Here is a 19338-nt window from a genome sequence, read left to right as displayed (position 1 = left end):
CGGGGCAAAAACGGTGACAAGGAAGCCGCCACAAACGGTCTGAATTCATGCCAGCGACCACCCGATTCGAACCTTCCCCGACGGTGACCTACCTCGGCTCGACCTCGCAAACGAGCGATCCCAAGTTGGTCGCCCGTTACGACGAGCTGACTCGCAACCGCAAAGTCTCGTGGACCGGACATTATCGTTTGTTGCGGATGCTCGGCCGGGGCGGCCAGGGCGAGGTATACCTCACGGAATATCGCGGCACGGACAATTTCACCGTTCCTGTAGCGGTCAAAATTTTCTCGCCGGAGCGATTTAAGGACTCCAAGGCTTACGACGAAGCGATGCAGCGGGTCGCGTCGATTGCGGCCAGGGTGGCGATGATCCAGCACGACAATCTGCTGGATGTCCAAAACTTCTTTGAACGCGATCGCATCCGCGTGATGATGATGGAGTGGATCGACGGCTACGATCTTCGGCAATTGGTGATGCCGAAGTGTCTTGAACTGCTGCGTGGCTACGTGCATCCCAAACGATGGCGATACATCAACGAAGTCATCATGACCGAAGGGTTCGAGCAATCGCGGTTTAAGGCTGGTGTCGCTGTCGCGATCGTGCGGGAATGCTTGGCGGCGCTTGCGGCGTTGCACCGTGAAGGCATCGTCCACGGCGACGTCAAGCCAGCCAACATCATGCTCAAACGCAGCGGTCACGCGAAACTGATCGACATGGGTTCGTCGATCGACTACCACAATCCGCCCAATGAGCGGGAATGCACACCGTTGTACGCCGCACCTGAGGTGCTGGAAAACCGGCCGGCGTCGCCGCGCAGCGATCTGGCCAGTTTGGGTTATGTCTTGATCGAATTGCTCGCCGGAGTGAATCCGTTTTCGGGTCTTTCGAGTTTGGCAGACTTTTTGAAGGCGAAGTGGGAATTGCCCAGCCAGCTTGATCGCATCTTGCCTGAAGAGGTGTTGTGCAATCAGTTGCTGATGAATTTTTTGAGAGGCTTGATCGCGCCCGACCCGACCCGCCGATTCGTTAGCGCCGAGGAAGCCGAACACGTCGAGCAGGGCGCAGCGGCGTTCCATCGGCAGTTGATTCTCAGTAATATGTCGACCGAGTACGACAACGACATTCGATTGTGGCTCGAAGAGCTGCGACACCTCGAGAACGACTGAACGAAAATCAAGCGATGGATCAAGAACACCTTCGCGTCGCGATCGAAGCGGCCCGTGCCGGCGCGGACGAACTGATGGCACGTTGGGACCACCGGGTCGTTCAAGAGAAAGCCCCCAAAGATCTTGTCACCGACGCGGACCTCGCGTCCCAAGCGGCCATCCGCCGCGTTTTGGAATCGTCTTACCCGAATTACGCTTTCGTGGGTGAGGAGGAGGGCGAGAACGATCCGCCCCCCGCAGTTCTTGCCGGCGATGACGACGCGCCGCCGTGCTGGGTCGTCGATCCGCTCGACGGAACGGTCAACTACGTTCACCGGCTGCAGAGTTTCGCCGTCTCGATCGCTTTGTACGCCCGAGGCAAGATGCGTTTGGGCGTGATTTACGATCCCACCCGCGACGAATGGTTTACCGCCGTCGACGGAATGGGTGCCAAATGCAATGACCGAGTGATCAAAGCCAGCGATTGCACGGACCTGGATCAAGGCCTGATCGCGTGCAGTTTCCGAGCCGGTGTAACGGCGGATTCACCGGAAGTCGGCCGGTTCGTTCGGATCCTGGAACGGTGTCGTTCGCTGCGCCGACTCGGATCGTGTGCGCTCAACATGTGCTACGTCGCCGACGGACGGCTGGATGCTTACTGGGCGACCAACGTTGCGCCGTGGGATTCAGCCGCTGGCACCGTCATCGTTCGCGAAGCGGGAGCGACCTTAACGGGATACAATGGCGAAGTGTTCGATGATTGGAAACCGAAGTTTTGTGTCAGCGGCACGCCGGAGCTTCAAGAAGCGATGGTCGAGCAGCTCGGTCAATCGTAGGCCGATCGGCAAAGCGACGTTGCGGTTAGTCGTAGTGGATCTTTAACAAGATCCACTACCCTGTAAATCGATACCAGACGGCGAATCCGAAATCACAGATGATGAACCACCTCTCAGGGATTGAAACATGCAATTCGCCACGATGACGTTTCGAAACGTGATGCGTCGGCCGCTTCGCAGCGGTCTGACTCTTGTCGCGGTAGCGCTTGCCGTGTGCGCCGTCGTGTCGCTCGTCGGAATCGCCAACGGGTTCAAGGACACGTTCATGGATTTCTATCAGGGCGCGGGGGTGGATTTGTTAGTCGTTCGCTCGGGAAGCGCGCGACGTTTAACCAGCACGCTCGACGAAACGCTCGGCGATCGGATCATGGAACTCGACGGCGTCGTCGACGTCATCCCCGGACTGGCCGATGTGGTTTCGTTTGCCGACGTCGGCTTGTACGTCGTTCCGGTCAGCGGATTGAAACCGGAGACGCAGGTCTTTGAAGCGATGGAGCCGATCGAAGGCCGGCGTTTATTAAAAGCCGACGGACAGGCGGTGATGGTCGGCGTCACGTTGGCCGAAACGCTCGGCAAGAAAGTCGGTGACATGCTCGAGATCGTCGAGGAAGAGGAATACGAGATCGTCGGCATTTTTGAGAGTTTCAACGTCTTGCAAAACGGATCGCTCGTCGTATCCGTAGGTGAGTTGCAACGTTTGATGGGTCGCGAAGGCGAGGTGTCCGGCTTCAGCATTGTGACCCGTGACGCGAGCGACGAAGTGTTGCTCGATCGGATCGCCGCCGAAGTCGAAGCGATGGAATCGGAAGTCAAAGTACGACCTACGCGTGAGCACGTCGAATCGTTATCGGAGATTCAGCTCGCCGTCGCGATGGCTTGGTTGACGTCCGCGGTTGCCACCGTGATCGGAAGCGTCGGGGTCTTGAACACGATGTTCATGTCGATTCAAGAACGAACGCTCGAGATCGGGTTGCTGCGCGCGATCGGTTGGACGCGGAAACGAATCGTGTCGATGGTTTTGTTGGAGTCGATTTTATTGAGCATTCTTGGTGCGCTCATCGGCATCGCGATCGCATTCGTGTTGGTGAATTTCTTAACCCACATGCCGGCGGTCAACGGATTGATCGAAGGCCACATTCGATTTGGCGTGGTCATGCAAGGCATGCTGATCGCGATCGTCGTCGGATTTCTCGGCGGATTGCTACCCGCCTTCGCCGCCTCGAAACTGTCGCCTGCCGAGGCCCTACGGCACTAGGGCATTTGCGATAGCGTGACTTCGGTGCGATAGCGTTTGCCGTCGCGCAGGATCACCATGGGGATCGGTTGTTCGGTGGGCGCCATGCCGACGCGGGCGACGAGATGGTCGTCGTCTTCGATCATGTGTCCGTCGAATTGCAAGACGATATCGCCGGTTTGCAACCGCGCCGTTTCGGCGGGCGATCCGGCGCGAACGTTCTTCACCCGCGCTCCACCCAACTTCAGGTCACCCGTATCGAGATCCGTCGTGTCGACACTCATTTTCATCGACGCGTATTGGCCCGGGTAAGATGTCAATTCGGCGGCGGCGAATTCAGGGTCCAATGTCACGCCCAAATACCCGCGACGAAGTTTGCCATGAAGGATCAATTCTTCGGCGACACGGGCGGCCATGTTGATCGGGATGGCGAATCCGATGCCTTCACTGCCGCCACTGCTGCTAGCGATGGCGGTGTTGAGTCCGATGACTTCGCCACGCAAATTCAACAGCGGCCCGCCGCTGTTGCCCGGGTTGATCGCCGCATCGGTTTGAAAGAAGTCTTGCAGGTCGATTCGTTCTTCGCCGAGCGAAAGATCGCGCCGACCCTTTGCGCTCATAATTCCGAACGTTACCGAATGGCTGAGTCCGAACGGGCTTCCGATCGCGATCACAAAATCGCCAATTTGCACCTGGTCGCTGTCGGCCAAGCGGGCCGCCGGCGGCAATGAAACCGGTTGTAGTGATGGCAGCGGTCGCATTCCCCGCTCGCGGGTCGAGGCGGGCGATGGAGCGAGTTTCATCACGGCCACGTCGGTGCTGGGATCCTTCAGAATCCGCTCGGGGACCCATTTCCGTCCGTCACAAGTTCGCATGACGATCTGATCGATCGCCGCGCCGTGGATGACGTGGCGGTTGGTCAGTACCCAGGCATCGCCGGCGATCTCCAGCACGACGCCGCTGCCGGCTTCGTCGTAAGATTCGACCGACGCACCTTTGCCCTGGACTTTGTGCGCTTCGATGTGGATCACACTTGGTTTGACAAGTTGCGAGACGCGGCGAACGAGGTTGCCCAGACGATCGAACTGAGAGAACTCTTCGGCGAGTTCATTGAACAGGCGTTCTCGCTGAGTGTCGATCTGCGCCCGAGTGCTAAGGCTGCTCGATGGGAGACTAGCCCCCAACGGAGTGGTTTCCTGGCCCGCGACGGGTTGGATCGCGATCACGCTTAGCGCGGTGCCAAACGCGATCGCGATCAACCCCGACCACGGAGAGATGCAAAGACATTGAGTTTGTTTCCAGCCCGCCATCGAGACCCTTCCCATCAAGTTTGACCCTGACTCACCACCGGAGTCTGGACGACTGATATTACGCATCGACCTACCCGACGGGCCAGCTTTGGCTGCGATTGACGGCAACAATTGACTGACAGAAAACGAATAATCGGACCTGAGTGATAGGCCGAACATCGGTCCGATTGTTCGGCAATTGCCGATCTTTTCTGTTGTTCCCGATTACAATGATATTTATCCTAGTAAGTTCGCAGTTCTCTTGACGGGACACGTCAGGGGTAACTTCGTCACTTTTCGGCTCCCATTGAGGGAACTCCCTTACCCCTGAAGCATCCAAGATCGCGGATTCTTGCCAGTGGTTCGATGGAATCATTCCCTTCGCGAGGGTTTTTCAGCTTTCGCACGCGCTATTCATTTGGACCTATTTCCCCACCATGAAACGCCTTTCATCACGCTCACGCCGCCGCCGTATCCAGATGGAAACGTTGGAAACCCGGCATTTATTGGCCGCCGTCAGCGGTGAGGTCTACTTCGACACCAATGCCGATGGAATCCGACAAGCGGGCGAAATTCCTGCTGCGGACGTTCAGGTCTACATCGATCAGAACGCGAACGGGCGTTTCGACGAACCGGCGGCCCTCACCACGCAGACGGATGCCGACGGGGTGTACTCGTTCCCGTTGTTGCCCGCAGGCGATTATCAAATTCGGGTCAATCCGGAACCCGGCTTGGTTCAGACCGCTCCGGCGGTGACGTTTGGTTGGAATGATACGGTCGCGCAGGATTCTGATGGGACCTTCTTTCGTGCTGCGCAATTGATTCAGATCGATACCGACGGAACGGTCCAAGCGATCGGTCAACCCACCCGCAGCCGGATGGACGGAATCGTCCGAACTTCCGACGGCACCTTGATCGCGATCGACTCAAGGACCGATGAGGTTTTTCGTGTCGATCCGTTCAACGGTGAGCGAACCCGAATCGCTCAATCGAATTTGGACATCGTCGGTGGATTGGCCTACGACCGCGTTTCCAATTCGGTGTACACGTTGGTGCGGGGTGGGTCCTCGGCGACCAACCGGATCTTGGCACGGATCGATGTGAACACGGGTCGGACCGATTTGATCGGTGGCGGCTTGACAGGACTAGCGAAGGTCTCCGACTTGACTTTCGATTCGACCACTCGAGAGGTCGTTGGATTCGATGATGCCAGCGACTTGTTTTTTGCCTTTGACTCGCTGGGTCGTGGTCGCATCATATCGACCGCAGACCGGGCGATCGACGTCGAAGGTTTGGCGATCGCGGATGCGTCCTCTTTGCCACCTGAAGCATTGGCTTCGAGCCCGTTTGGATCGTTGTTCGTGAGGATGTTCGATGCTGGTGACGATGATCGTACGGCAACGTTTGTTGCCAACGTCGCCACGGGGCAAATCTTTGATGCTGCGGACTCGGCCGAGCCGCTTCAGCCTACTGCACTGACTCGCTCGGCACTCGGAAATAATGCTCGTAAGCTTTCCGTCGAAGCGGTCGAGATTCGCGGGGGCATCGATTTCGGATTGACCAATGATGTGATCGGCTTCCGCTTGGCAACGTTGATCCCCGAATCCGGTCCCGGTTCGCTCAGCCAGGAAGGTGTCACGGTCGTCGGGGGCGCGATCGGTGAAGACTTTATCGAAGTGACGCTCAACCGCCAACCGGTTTCCGATGTGGTGTTGAATCTCACTTTAACGAACAGCTCTAACGGCAATACCGGCGCGGTGCTCGACGTGGATACGTTGACGTTCACTCCGCAAGATTGGCTTGAGCCGCGACGAATCACCATTTCGCCCGACATCGACAATCCGGTATCGCAGCCGACGCTGAACTCCTTGACGGTTTCGATTGACATTTTGAACTCGGACCTGGCGTGGCGTTCGGTACCCGCTCAACAACTGCCTGTTCGTGTTTTACCCGAGACGCTCGACTTGCAATTTAATGTTCCGGTGATCAACGAAATTTTGGTCGAGGCTCGTTTCTCAAGCAACTTTAACGAACAGGCCGATCAATACATCGAACTTCGCGGAATGCCAGGACAGGCACTTCCGGCTGGCTCCTATTTTGTCGTCGTCGATGAAACGCCCAACCGAGATTCTCAAATCCACGCCGTTTTTGATTTAAGTAATCAAGTGTTCGGTGCCAACGGATTCATGGTGTTGTTGCAATCCGGATCAGCCTACGACGTTGATTTCAGTGCGACGCAGATCCGTAGCACTTCGAGTGGGTTCTCTGGATTACCAGGTGGTATTTTTACAGGCGGAGATGGCACGGGCGCGATCGATCCGGGCTTCAGTAACGCCAGCTATTTCTTGATTCAATCCGACGTTGTGCCAGTGGTGGGAGCGCCGCTGGACGCAAATAACGATGGTGTGATTGATCCAACCAGCGTTGGCGGGACGTGGTCCATTTATGACGGCGTTGCCATGCATGGATTTTCGATTTATGACGATCAGTCGCTTGCGCCGATCGTGTTCATCGAAAACTTCGGCGAACCCGAGATTCGTCGTAGTGGCCGTGGTCAAACTCTCGTCTTCACAGAAGGACAAGGATACGTCGGACGAATCGGCGACTCGATCGGAAGCGAATACAGCGATTGGGTGTCCGGTACTGTCGATTTAGTGGGCGCGAGTGCCTTCGGCCTCGAGACCGATCCGGCTGGCTTGTTCGAGTTCGAAGATGAACAGATTTCTTATCCGGCACTTTTAGATCGGCCGCTCGATCATGTTGGTAGCAGTAACTTTGTCGGCGGCGTCCGCGGGCGAATTACCGTTCTGCCCTCGGCCGGCGATATTCTCAACGGAGTCCCCGCTTCGATCCGTCTGCCCGCCGAAGGGGTGACCGTTTTCGTCGATACCAATGGTAACGGTGTTCGTGATGAACTTGTTTTCGAAGTCGATCCGGAAGATGTCGTTCCGCCGTTCGATATCCTGAACCCGCAACCGTTCAACGCCGATTATTCGATGACCAATGCGTTTCCAGGCGTAGTCATCACCAGCGATACGCTCAGTGGCGCGTTTATCGAAGATGACATTATCTCGACCCGGCAATCGATTGCCGGACGAGCGACCGGGAACCGGATTTTTTCGCGTGGGCCTTTTGATTGGTTCACCAGTTCAAGCCGCTTGCGATTCGATTTCCACAACCCGATTCGTTCCGCATCCATTGACGTTCTTAATCGCAATTCTACACTTGCAGTCTACGGACGTTTGGACGCATACAACGCCAACGGTGACCTCGTCGCAACCAGCGTAAGCGCGCCCGTAACCGGAAATCGTCGGGGGACCGTCACGATCTCCGCCCCGGGTGAAGAGATCGTTCGAATCGAGGCCTATGCCGATAGCAACTTTTCCCAAAGTACAATCTTTGGTGTTTTTGATTCGTTCTCGTACTCTCAACTCGAACCGAGCGCCGTGACGGATCAAAACGGCATCTATGAAATATCCGGCTTGTTCCCCGGTCAGTACTCGATCAACATACTTCAAAGCATCGAAACGGCGAATCTGCTTTCACCGAACCTACAAACGTTCTTCGTCGCCAGGTACGAGAACTTCTTTTTTGAGAGCGAATTCCAACCCAATACTCCGCCGTCGATTCCCGATAATGGGGACGTCTTCATCAACGTCTTCGAGAATCCAGAACCCGGAACCGCTTTGGGAATCATCGACGGTTCAGACGCCGACCTGACCCCGCTGACGTATGAGTTCGTCGGTGGTGACAGCACCGGTTTGATTCTTCAGCCGCAACCCGATGGCACCGCTTTACTAATTGCCGGCGAAGGCACTCAGCTCGATCATGAAGCCGAACCGACACGCGTGTTGACCGTCAGGATCAGTGATCAATTCTCCAGCGTGACGGCCCGCGTTACACTCAATGTTGGGGACGTTAATGAGTTTCCGGTAGTCGATGATGAGGAGTTGTCGGTCACCGAAGATGTCGTTGTGACCGCAACCACAAAGCCGGTGATCGGGGTGATCAATGCGATCGATCCCGACACTGGAACAAACGAAGGCTTAACCTACGCGATCGTGGGCGGTGACGGCGCGTCGTTCTTTGAAATTGATGAGAACACGGGCGTGGTTCGTCTTATCCAAACGCCTGACTTCGAGTCGGTCAATCTGTTGAATCTGCAGATCAGTGTCCGCGATGATCAAGACGAGTCGATCGTCAATAAGATCGTCCGAGTAGGCGACGAAAATGACGCGCCTACCATCGTCACTACATCCTTCGCCGTTAATGAAAACCAGACGGGCGATCTGTTTCAATTGCAAGTATTTGATGAGGACGAGGGACAACTCCACTCGTTCGCCTTGACCTCACCTCCGGTTACTGATCCGCCACAAGAATCACCATCGAATGCGTTCGGTGTTCGTAGTGATGGAACCGTGTTCTTGAAACCAGGACGGACATTGGATTCCGATATCGATGCCCCCAATACGTTCTGGGTCGTGGTCAGCGACAACGGTAGCCCTTCAAAAGTTTCAACGCATCGAATCACTGTCGACCTCAACAACATCGACGAACCGGCAACGATCCGACTTCCCAGCGAAGGTGGCGCTCCGTTTGAACTCAGTGAATTTGCGACGAACTTCAACGGCCAGATTTTCTTGGAACTTCAAGATCCCGAAGGCCTGCACAGTGATTACGCGTTCGACTTGCTACCCGGACCGAGTTCGGATCTGTTTACGTTCGATCCGATCACCGGCGTCTTGAAAGTAGCTGCCAATCAATCACTCGATTTTGAAAGTGCTCCGTCACACGATCTTGAATTTGAAATCTTTGATCGTACCGGGCAAATCGCCACCATCCGCCAAACGATCACCGTGTCCGTTTTGAACCAAGACGAGCCGGGCTCGATCTTGACGGATGAGATTGTTGTTTCCGAGACGCCATCGGTGGGTGACGTGGTGGGTCGCGTGCGAGCCTTTGATCCTGAAAACGATAATCTGACGATCTTCTTGATTGGTGGCACGGCCGCGGCGTTCTTTGAATTCGATAGCAACGACCCGTTCGCATTGAAGGTCACGAGCGAAGTCGTATTCGAAGCGGACGAACCTGGTCAACCGCCATTGAACATCATCGTGGAACTGCGAGATGCTGCTGGCAATATTATTTTTGATACCAAGACCATCAACATCAAACTCAATGAAGTCAATGAGCCGCCGAATTTCAATGTCGACTTGATACCAACGCTCGTCACCAGCGCGGTTCTATCAGGCAGTGGTTTTGAAATCACATTGCCAGAAAATTTGGCGGTCGATCCCGATCCGACCTTTGACCCCGGTCTAAGTCGCCCTGCCCTCGAGTTTCGAGTCGGACAAAAGGTGCTCGATTCGAACGGTCGGGAAGTACTCAATGAGAACGGACGCCCGCAATTGCAACTTCCGTCATGGATGCGGTTTGATGCGGAAACTCGCACCTTGGTCGGCGACTTCAGCGCCGGTTTCAGCTCGGTGCCTGAATTAACCATTCGTGCGCTCGAGTTTGGGCCGCTTCCCTTGGCTACCGACGTGACACTGACGTTACCCACACTCGAGGCGACCAATCCCGTCAATCGGTTCGATGTTAATTCGGATGGACAAGTGACTCCGCTGGACGCACTGTTGGTGATCAATTACCTCAACGGCAGTGTTCCCCAAGCGACGACACTGGACCAACTCTATGCATCAGTAAGATTTTTGGATGTTTCCGGCGCCGTCAATGGACTGCATCAGGTCAGCTCCCTCGATGCACTGCAAGTTATCAATGAACTCAACCGCCTCACCGGCGTGAGTAATAGTCCGAGTTCTGAACCGGAGCCTTTGATCGCCGCCGCATCCCAGGTTGATATTTCCGGCAACGAACGGATGCGTCGAGAACAAGCCGTCGATTCCGTCCTTGGGGAAGGCAACCTGTTCTAGACCGACGCAAGGGACGCGGTTTGGTTTACTTCCCATGGAACGGTTGGCAATTCACTTCGGCCGCCGCATGACCATCAGCATCGTGTGGTCTTCCTCGGTCGATTTGAATTTTTTGGGACGTTCATTGCCCGGCAAGGCGTAACACAACGTCCATTTGTCGTCTTCGAGACGATAGATTCCCATCGCCGTCGCCGACGGCTGGCCTGGCGTGGTGCTCTTCATTGTGATCGTGTGTGGATCCGACCCCGGAATCGACTCATCGGCTCGAATATTTGTATCCAAGGCGGCCAGAGTGAACGCTGCCAAGGCAGCGAGACAAACGGAAGTGTTCTTTGAAATACTAGTCGACACGGGTAATTCCTCGTAGCAGGGGATTGTAGATACGCTCAATGTTCCCCAGAGCGATTTGCGTACCCCATGCCGACTTTGCGATGCCTCTCGGTCTTATCGAGTTGCCGCGGGAGCTATTTCACAGCGACTGCGTTTTCTTCGTCCGATGTTACCTCGACGACAGGCGTGTAGTTGAACTCTATAATGGAACCTTTCATACCGTCAAAAATGGTAACAGCATCAGCGATCACCTCGCCCTGATCCCCGGTGATCCGGAACTTCAAGGTCATCTTGTCTTGGGTGTCGTTGCTTTCAAACTCACCGCCCAAGCGAACGACCGACTCAATGTCGCCGATCATTTCGCTGGCGGCTGATTGGATCGATTGCAGCTTTTCAAGAGTCACGAGTTCGTTGAGCGCCGGATGCATCAACGGCTCCAGTTCGGTGTATTTCTCGTTCAACAACCCGACCAATAGTTTCTCCGAACGCTCGAAGTAAAGGCTGGCGTCGGATGGTCCTTGGAACCAACCTTTATCGAGTGAATCACTTTGGATCGAGTAGCCTGCGATCAGCCCGTTCTCGATGACGAGTGAGGAACTCACGACGCCATTCTGGTAGAGCAGATCGACCTTGGTGTGGATTTGTCGGGTTTGGGGCGTGAACCTGACTGCGTATTCGACGGTATTGCCTAAGCGTTGTTGGTTGGCACCGCACGCCCGATTCAGTTCCTGCATCCAGGTCAGCAAGAGTGGACGGTCGATCTCATTCTCGAGACCGGGCACACACAATGCCATGAAGGCCTCAGTGTCCTCGGCGGCGATTGCGTTATGGATCGGCGTGTGTAGTGCCAAAGTGGCGTCAGGAGACTTGGCAACGGCCAGTCCGATGCCGGCGGAGATCGTGGCTGCGATTACAAACATCGTGCGTAAGAGCGTTTTCATGGTTCGTCTCGAAGTATCAGAGTTCTTTGGAAATACGAAGGGCATCGATGCCCGGACATTGCGACAGACTTGGCGGCGGCTTAGTCATTCCGACTTCCGCTCGTCTTCCTTGCCTAACCAATCCTTGCCTAACCAATCCTTGCCTAGCCAATCCTTGCCTAACCAATCGATGCAGAACGGACGCCCTCACCGGACACTTCGATGACGATGTTTCCTAGGTCAGGCGATTGCCCTTAATCGGTCGATAAAGGTTGATTAACCGCGTATTGGACCTTAGACTGGAGACTCTTCCTTCTCTTCCATTGACGTCTGCGATGCTCCGCTGTCTCTTCTTCCTCGCTTTTCTTTCCGCTGTGGCGATTCTTTCGCCCCGGTCGGCGTGGGCGAGTTGCGGCGACTGGTTGGCGCATCAAGAACCGCTTGAAGTCGTTGCACCGGCTGGCCCTGCCGACGGAACGTTTGTGGATCGTTTGCAGGTCGAATTCAACGGTCCCGAGCAACCGATCGCCCCGCAGGGATGCCACGGGCCTCTGTGCAAGCAATCCCCGATGGGGGCGATTCCTGACCCGATTTTGCCCGTTTCGGAACGTCAACACTACGAAACGGCTTTCCTAACGGCCTTCGATCATCGGACCGCTCCGTTCAATTGGGACGTCGTCGAGGATGCTCGGTTACTTCTAAGCAGTGGCATCGAGTATCGGATTGACCGGCCACCGCAAGCCTAGCGCTCGTTCGCAAACGAAGCCACCTTATCAGCCGTAACTGCTAGTGAGCTGTTGATTGAGTCGCAATGCCTGATCTTGTGAGCCGATGGCGCTAGCGGCGTGTCGATTGAATTAGCCGTACCGCGTTAGCGGCGGTTAACCGAACGCCAACCGGGGCTAACGCCCATCGGCTAATGGTTGCAAATCGGCACACGACTAAATCAACAGCCTGCTATCGCGTCGCAGCTGATTACTGACAAGGTCGGTTATTTCCGAACGAGCATTGTGAACGAATCTGTCGGTCGGTTCGAAATCAAGCCGACGGACAGATGTACTCGCGTTGTTTAAAGCCAACGCGATACGTCCTCTTCCAATCGCTCATCGTTAGCTAGGTATCCTTCTCATGTCATCCGTTCCCGTAAGCGGGGCAGCGCCGATCGGCGTCGCCCCCAAGCGTAAGTACGTGCGCGCCGTCGGCCCGCGTCTTCGCAAACTGCTGTATTTCATTTTCGTATTAGTTGCCTTGTTGTTCGCTAACTCAGGCTACTTGGCCCTCATCACGCTGCTGGAATGGTCTCGCGGAGAGACTTATCAAGACTATTTCTACCAGTACATGTTCTTGGCACACCTCGTCATGGGGTTGTTGCTCATTGTTCCGGTTGTGGTGTTCGGTTTTGTTCACATGTGGAACACCAAGGATCGCCGAAACCGCAGGGCCGTTCGTATCGGCTACGCCTTGTTTGTTGCGAGCCTAGCGATTCTGGTTACCGGGATTTTGTTGGTTCGTATCGGTGGGTTCGACCTGAAACAGCCACTGGCGCGCAGCACCGTGTACTGGTTACACGTTGCCTGTCCCGTGGCGGTCATTTGGTTGTATTGGCTGCACCGTCTTGCCGGACCGAAGATCAAATGGCGTGTCGGCGGCACGTTCGCAATGGTTGCGGCGACATCGATCGCGGTGATGGTGGCCTTTCAATTACAGGATCCACGGCAATGGAATGCGGTCGGTCCCGACTCAGGCGTGAAGTATTTCGAGCCCTCTTTGGCGCGGACATCGTCGGGGAACTTCATTCCAGCCGATGCGATGATGAACGATCAGTATTGTTTGAAATGCCACGCCGATGTTCACGCGCAGTGGGAAGACAGTGTTCATCGCTTCAGTTCGTTCAATAACCCGCCGTACCTCGCTAGCGTTAGTAACACCCGAGAAGTTTCGCTCGCGCGAGACGGTTCCGTTCAGGCGTCGAGATGGTGCGCGGGATGTCACGATCCCGTGCCGTTTTTTTCCGGTGCGTTTGATGACCCGAACTTTGACATGCTATCGCACTTCACCGCGAAGGCAGGAATCACTTGCACCGTTTGTCACGCGATCACGAACGTCAACAGCGTTAAAGGCAACGCCGACTATACGATCGAAGAACCTCTGCACTACCCATTTGCCAACAGCGAAAATGAGATCCTGCAGTGGGTTAATAACCAGCTTGTCAAAGCCAAGCCGACGTTCCACAAAAAGACGTTCCTGAAACCGTTTCACAAAGAAGCCGAGTTCTGCTCGACTTGTCACAAAGTCCATCTGCCAAAAGAACTCAATCACTACAAAGAATTCCTGCGAGGTCAGAATCACTACGATCCCTATTTATTTAGCGGTGTGTCAGGACACGGAGCACGAAGTTTCTATTATCCGCCCAAGGCAGTGGACAACTGCAATCAATGTCACATGCCGCTTGTAGCGTCGGATGATTTTGGTGCTCAGATGTTTGGTGACGCCAAATCGTTGAGCGTTCACGACCACATGTTCCCATCGGCGAATACTGGCATCGCGTGGTTACGAGATCGAGAATCCGTGATCGAGGCGCATCAGGAGTTCCTCAAAGGTGTGATGCGGGTCGACCTCTTCGGAGTCCGTGAGGATGGAGAGATTGACGGAAAGCTCACCGCGCCACTGCGTCCGATCGTACCTGCGGTCGAACCGGGAAAAACCATTTTGCTCGAGACCGTCGTTCGCACGTTGAAGATGGGGCACCTGTTTTCTCAAGGCACCGTCGACTCGAACGAGATTTGGCTCGACGTGACCGTGACGAGCGGCGACCGTGTCATCGGTCGCAGCGGTGCGATCGACGAAGCAAAACAAAATGAGGTCGATCCTTGGTCGCATTTCATCAACGTTTTTATGCTCGATAAGGACGGTAATCGGATCGATCGGCGTAACGCGGAAGATATCTTCACTCCCCTTTACAACCACCAGATTCCCCCAGGTGCCGGGCAAACGGTTCATTACGAACTTGCGATTCCGAAAGACGTCGTCGATCCGGTCAAGGTGGAGGTCAAACTGCAGTATCGTAAATTCGATTCGACCTACATGAAGTTCGTTGCCAAACAGAACGAAAAACTCGGCGCGACGATTCGTGGGCACCAACCGGGCGAAGACTATATCAACAACCTTCCCATCACCACGATGGCGACCGACACGGTCATCTTTCCGATTGCCGGATCCGACGTCGCCGTCGATAACCCAACTCCAGACTTTCCGGTTTGGCAGCGTTGGAACGACTATGGGATCGGGCTGTTACTTAAAGGCAAGGCCGAGCTTCGCCAAGCCGAAGAAGCGTTTTTGGAAGTCGAAAAGCTGGACCGCTATGACGGTCCCCTCAATCTCGCTCGCGTTCTCAATACGGAAGGCCGGGTCGATGAAGCGGTGGAGGCTCTTCGGCGAGCGGACGAGTATCGTGACGTCGACGGTTTCCCGCGATGGACCTGGGCCTGGCTTTCAGGAATGATCCATTCCCAACAAGGACGCCTCGAAGAAGCCGAGCAAAATTTTCGCAGTGTGTTGGAGGACAGCACCGAAGACATGCGCCGACGCGGATTCGATTTCAGTTTGGACATCGAAGTGATTAACTTGCGAGGTCGAAACTTGTTTGACCTTGGTACCGTGCGCAGTCGACAAGGCCGACAAGACGAAGCGAGTGAATTCCTCGATCTTGCGATTAAGCAGTTTCAGAAAACGCTCACGATCGATCCTGAAAACGTGACGGCGCACTTCAACCTGCATCGTTTGTATGAAACGGTTGGGAACGAGGACCTCGCCTCGAAGCATCAAAAGTTGCACTTGAAATACAAACCCGATGACAACGCGGCGGGGCGTGCCGTGCGTTTAGCACGCGAAAAATACCCCGCCGCCGATCATGCCGCCGAAGCGGTCGTGAAGTATTCGCTCAACCGCACCCTTTCCAAGGAAAACGCAAATGAATAATCAACTAACCGATTCGGAGGCGGATTTCGAAGAAGAACGCGATGACGCAGTCATCAGTCGCGCCCTACGCGTCTCATTGGTGGCGATCGTCGTGTTGGCAATCGCCGGCGGAGGCATCGCTTTTCTGCTGTCGCGGCCCACGCCCGCCCCGCCGATTCGACAGTCGGAACTCGCCGCGGTCGAGATTCGTGAAGCTCCCACGATCTCACCCCCGGTTGTCAATTTTACCGACATCACCGGGGCATCCGGAATTTCGTTCGTTCACAACAACGGGGCTCGCGGCGATAAACTGCTCCCCGAGACGATGGGTGGCGGTTGTGCGTTTTTCGATTTTGATAACGACGGCGATCAAGACTTGTTGCTGGTCAATTCGAAAGACTGGCCATGGGACGAACCGAGCAACCGCTCGTCGACTTCGGTTCTATACCGCAACGATGACGGCGAGTTTGTTGACGTGACCAAGGATTCGGGGCTCGACGTTGCCCGCTACGCGATGGGAGCAGCCGTTGGTGACTATGACAACGATGGTTTGGTGGATGTGTTCATCACGACGGTTGGCAGGAATCTTCTCTTGCGAAATCTAGGCGATGCCAAGTTTGCCGACGTAACGGATCTAGCTGGTGTCGCCGGTGATGCCGATCAATGGAGCACCAGTGCGGGCTGGTTTGATTACGACAACGATGGTGACTTGGATCTTTTCGTTTGCAACTACGTGAAGTGGAGTCGCGAGTACGACCAAGGTCAAGGATTTCAGCTCGTCGGTGGCGGTCGAGCGTATGGTCGGCCGCAAAATTTCGAAGGAACGTTTCCTTATCTCTATCGCAATGAAGGCGAAGGAAAGTTTGTCGACGTTTCGGCGGATTCAGGCATTCAAGTTCGAAACGATTCGACCGGAGTGCCGCGTTCAAAATCGCTCGGAGTCGCCTTTTGTGATTTCGATGGTAACGGCTTTCTCGATGTCGTCGTATCCAATGACACGGTTCAAAATGTTTTGTTGAGCAATGACGGAAAAGGCCATTTTGTCGATATCGGGATGCTCTCCGGTATCGCGTTTGACTCCACCGGAAACGCACGAGGTGCGATGGGTATTGATGTTACCCCGATTCGCAATCGCAACGCGCTGGCGGTTGCGATCGGAAACTTTTCGAACGAGATGACGGCGCTGTACGTCACCAAACCGGGACGCATGCAGTTCTATGACGAGGCCGTCACCAGTGGGTTGGGCCCGTCGACACGTTCACTGCTCACGTTCGGCTTGTTTTACTTCGACTACGATCTGGATGGGCGAGACGACCTTTTCTGCGCCAATGGACATTTAGAGGACGAGATCAATCGCGTTCAGGCAAGCCAACACTACGAACAACCACCCCAGATTTTCTGGAACGCGGGTGCGGATCAGGCGACCGAGTTCATTCCGACGACCGCTGCACAGGTCGGCTCCGATCTGATCAAACCGATCGTCGGACGAGGGGCTTCTTACGCGGACATTGATAACGATGGCGACTTGGACGTTCTGATTACCACGACCGGACGTCAACCACGGTTGTTGCGAAACGATCAAACGCTTGACCATCATTGGTTGCGAATTCGATTGGTCGGCGACGGCGTTGACTGCAATCGAGACGCCATCGGTGCCTGGGTCGAAGTCCATGCGGGTGACCAAGTTCAACGTAAACAAGTCATGCCGACTCGCAGTTATTTATCCCAGGTCGAATTGCCCCTCACTTTCGGGCTGTCGGACGTTGGTGTCGTCTCGCAGATTCACGTCACCTGGCCCGATGGCGTCGAGCAGACGGTCGAAAATCCCGACATCGACCGGTTGCACGTCATCGAAAGAACAGGAAATCCGGCTGATTCGATGCCGTCAGCCTCGGTTTTGGAGTGAGGACGACGATGAAATTGGCTCAGCGGTGCTCGAATTCCCATAGGGATATGGTTAAGCTGGTTACTCAGCCGTTGCCATCGGGAAGTACACGTAAAGCGCGAGCCTATGAATCCCACCTCGAATCCGCTCTCAATTCGAGTTGACCCTCGGGGAGATCCTTTCATTTCGATTGGCGAGTACTGCAGTCGATTCGGATTGGGGGGCGTTGCATTTGACCGTGCCGACTATCGGATTCTCTACGCGAATACTTCGTTCCAACAAATGGTTGGACGTCTTTCGAATGAGGTTATCGGCCGATCCTTTGGTCTGTTGCTGGCGGAAGATTGTCGACAGCGTTTCTTCGCTGACGTATGCCAACTCAGTGCGAAGTATGATGTGGGACTGCAGTACGACTACCAGCTCGCTTCATCCGAATCGGGGTGCCATTGGATACGCTTGAGCTTCACTCGTGACTCCTCGACGGTTGAGTCGGTTGGGACGCTGTCGACGTTGGTGATGGACATATCAAATGAGAAAAGGTTGGCTTCGGAACTGCAAGCTTCCAATAAGTCGCTGCATGTTCGCGAACAGCAGTTGCGGCAAATGGTCGAGTCGACTGCCGAAGGCGTTGTTTTTATCAGCCCCGCCGGTCGTTACCTGCAACTGAACGAGTCGGCGGCCAGGATGCTCGGATATTCGGCTACTGATTTGGTCGGAAAGAGTATCTTCGACTTGATGGATGCTGAAGCGGCAAGGATCACCGCGAATCAATTAGGTGAGCATCGGCGGGAAATGGCTTTTGTCCATGAAGCGAAACTGAAACATCGTCTTGGATACGAAGTTTGGCTGCTCTCTTCGTCCAGTCCGATCTTTGACAGTGTCGGAACTTTTCTTGGGTTGAGATGCCTGACGATCGATATCACTCACCGAAAGCGTTCTGAAGAATTGATCAAGAATGCGACTGCCGCCAACGCGAAGCTTGAACTACTTTCGGATCGTGAACGCGAGGTTTTCGATTGGGTGGTTTCAGGTGCGATGAATAAAGAGATCGCCAAACGCCTTGATATCAGCGACAAGACGGTCGAACGGCATCGATCCAACTTGATGAAAAAACTCGGCGTTCGAAGCCTTGCCGAACTTGTTCGAATCTCTCTGACGGCAGAGATGCTGGTCCGATGACCACGTGGTTCGCTGACAAAAAGCATACTCGGTCAGTGTCACGAGATTCGAAGTATGCCCCCTTCGTAAGACGATTCGACACTGACCGAGTTATGCGAGTTGCCCTGAATCCATATCGTCCACAGAATGACTACGAGCAAGCGAGAATTAAGGAATTGAGGGGCATCCCGCATTGAGATGTGACGCGGTGGCACACATTCTGTTCTGTTTCTGCTACCTCACATTCCTTTGGACAAGCCTGGTGCTTCGATTGCGATCGGCGCGGGAGGAACATGCTCGATGCGTAACTTGGTTTTTCCCGGGTCGGCATAGTGCGGCGGGATCTCGACGTCCGCGCCGAGAGATTCCACAGTGACTCGATAATGGCCTGCCTCAAGGTTAATGGCTCCATTACGAGCGGCGTTGACCAACTCGAACGAACCGTCCGACTGCACCGCACCGTAGGCGATCGGTGAGTCGGTGGATAACGAATCGGGATAGAACGTTAGCTCCATCTGGCTCATCGGCTTCCCGTCGCTCGTCATGGTTCCCAAGGTTCCGCCCACGATCGGGACGGCTTCGTCGGAACATCCTGTCAACACGGTCGTCCCAAACGCGACCATCCACACCACGATTGTGATTCGTTTCATT

Annotated in this window: 12 protein-coding genes; 8 read left to right on the top strand and 4 right to left on the bottom strand. The window is 54.9% G+C overall.

Annotation, left to right across the window (positions count from 1 at the left end; genetic code table 11):
• Positions 1-47 precede the first annotated feature (47 nt).
• From Pla100_RS16135 to Pla100_RS16125, 3 genes are all read left to right on the top strand, one after another.
• Complete coding sequence (locus Pla100_RS16135; RefSeq protein ID WP_146578714.1) at positions 48-1166, top strand: serine/threonine-protein kinase; 1119 nt, start codon at positions 48-50, stop codon at positions 1164-1166.
• 14 nt (positions 1167-1180) lie between these two features.
• Positions 1181-1981 carry an inositol monophosphatase family protein gene (locus Pla100_RS16130; protein ID WP_146578713.1) on the top strand — a complete coding sequence of 267 codons (801 nt, stop codon included), beginning with the start codon at positions 1181-1183 and terminating at the stop codon, positions 1979-1981.
• Between the two features lie 127 nt (positions 1982-2108).
• Complete coding sequence (locus Pla100_RS16125; RefSeq protein WP_231603124.1) at positions 2109-3236, top strand: ABC transporter permease; 1128 nt, start codon at positions 2109-2111, stop codon at positions 3234-3236.
• Here Pla100_RS16125 and Pla100_RS16120 read toward each other — a convergent pair.
• Positions 3233-4591 (bottom strand): S1C family serine protease, encoded by a 1359-nt coding sequence (locus Pla100_RS16120; protein ID WP_231603123.1) that lies wholly within the window; start codon positions 4589-4591, stop codon positions 3233-3235. The two genes, Pla100_RS16125 and Pla100_RS16120, sit on opposite strands and share 4 nt — an antisense overlap.
• A gap of 350 nt (positions 4592-4941) precedes the next feature.
• On the opposite strand from Pla100_RS16120, the gene Pla100_RS16115 reads away from it, so the two are divergent.
• Complete coding sequence (locus tag Pla100_RS16115) at positions 4942-10437, top strand: cadherin domain-containing protein (RefSeq protein ID WP_146578712.1); 5496 nt, start codon at positions 4942-4944, stop codon at positions 10435-10437.
• A 51-nt stretch (positions 10438-10488) separates the two neighbouring features.
• Here Pla100_RS16115 and Pla100_RS16110 read toward each other — a convergent pair whose 3' ends face one another.
• Positions 10489-10788, bottom strand: coding sequence for a hypothetical protein (locus Pla100_RS16110; RefSeq protein ID WP_146578711.1), 300 nt, complete (start codon positions 10786-10788; stop codon positions 10489-10491).
• A gap of 113 nt (positions 10789-10901) precedes the next feature.
• Positions 10902-11708, bottom strand: coding sequence for a hypothetical protein (locus tag Pla100_RS16105; protein WP_146578710.1), 807 nt, complete (start codon positions 11706-11708; stop codon positions 10902-10904).
• A gap of 314 nt (positions 11709-12022) precedes the next feature.
• On the opposite strand from Pla100_RS16105, the gene Pla100_RS16100 reads away from it, so the two are divergent.
• From Pla100_RS16100 to Pla100_RS16080, 4 genes are all read left to right on the top strand, one after another.
• Complete coding sequence (locus Pla100_RS16100; protein ID WP_146578709.1) at positions 12023-12433, top strand: hypothetical protein; 411 nt, start codon at positions 12023-12025, stop codon at positions 12431-12433.
• 382 nt (positions 12434-12815) lie between these two features.
• The gene (locus tag Pla100_RS16090; protein ID WP_146578708.1) at positions 12816-15665 is read left to right on the top strand and encodes a multiheme c-type cytochrome; all 2850 of its coding nucleotides are present in this window, start codon (positions 12816-12818) and stop codon (positions 15663-15665) included.
• Positions 15658-17550 carry a CRTAC1 family protein gene (locus Pla100_RS16085; protein WP_146578707.1) on the top strand — a complete coding sequence of 631 codons (1893 nt, stop codon included), beginning with the start codon at positions 15658-15660 and terminating at the stop codon, positions 17548-17550. Before Pla100_RS16090 ends, Pla100_RS16085 begins: the two co-directional genes overlap by 8 nt.
• A 105-nt stretch (positions 17551-17655) precedes the next feature.
• Positions 17656-18708, top strand: coding sequence for a PAS domain S-box protein (locus tag Pla100_RS16080; RefSeq protein ID WP_146578706.1), 1053 nt, complete (start codon positions 17656-17658; stop codon positions 18706-18708).
• Positions 18709-18926: 218 nt separating this feature from the next.
• Here Pla100_RS16080 and Pla100_RS16075 read toward each other — a convergent pair whose 3' ends face one another.
• On the bottom strand, positions 18927-19337 hold the full coding sequence (locus Pla100_RS16075) for a hypothetical protein (RefSeq protein WP_146578705.1): 411 nt from the start codon (positions 19335-19337) through the stop codon (positions 18927-18929).
• Position 19338 lies beyond the last annotated feature (1 nt).

This window comes from Neorhodopirellula pilleata, from assembly GCF_007859915.1.
Classification (GTDB): Bacteria; Planctomycetota; Planctomycetia; order Pirellulales; family Pirellulaceae; genus Rhodopirellula; species Rhodopirellula pilleata.
The sequence above is the reverse complement of the archived record's forward strand: the minus strand, read 5'-3'. Positions and strand labels throughout refer to the sequence as shown.

Excerpts from the sequence above, each read along its gene's own strand:
- Pla100_RS16135 (WP_146578714.1), top strand. The coding sequence starts at position 48 with ATGCCAGCGACCACCCGATTCGAACCTTCCCCGACGGTGACCTACCTC.
- Pla100_RS16130 (WP_146578713.1), top strand. The coding sequence starts at position 1,181 with ATGGATCAAGAACACCTTCGCGTCGCGATCGAAGCGGCCCGTGCCGGC.
- Pla100_RS16125 (WP_231603124.1), top strand. The coding sequence starts at position 2,109 with ATGCAATTCGCCACGATGACGTTTCGAAACGTGATGCGTCGGCCGCTT.
- Pla100_RS16120 (WP_231603123.1), bottom strand. The coding sequence starts at position 4,591 with ATGCGTAATATCAGTCGTCCAGACTCCGGTGGTGAGTCAGGGTCAAAC.
- Pla100_RS16115 (WP_146578712.1), top strand. The coding sequence starts at position 4,942 with ATGAAACGCCTTTCATCACGCTCACGCCGCCGCCGTATCCAGATGGAA.
- Pla100_RS16105 (WP_146578710.1), bottom strand. The coding sequence starts at position 11,708 with ATGAAAACGCTCTTACGCACGATGTTTGTAATCGCAGCCACGATCTCC.
- Pla100_RS16100 (WP_146578709.1), top strand. The coding sequence starts at position 12,023 with ATGCTCCGCTGTCTCTTCTTCCTCGCTTTTCTTTCCGCTGTGGCGATT.
- Pla100_RS16090 (WP_146578708.1), top strand. The coding sequence starts at position 12,816 with ATGTCATCCGTTCCCGTAAGCGGGGCAGCGCCGATCGGCGTCGCCCCC.
- Pla100_RS16085 (WP_146578707.1), top strand. The coding sequence starts at position 15,658 with ATGAATAATCAACTAACCGATTCGGAGGCGGATTTCGAAGAAGAACGC.
- Pla100_RS16080 (WP_146578706.1), top strand. The coding sequence starts at position 17,656 with ATGAATCCCACCTCGAATCCGCTCTCAATTCGAGTTGACCCTCGGGGA.
- Pla100_RS16075 (WP_146578705.1), bottom strand. The coding sequence starts at position 19,337 with ATGAAACGAATCACAATCGTGGTGTGGATGGTCGCGTTTGGGACGACC.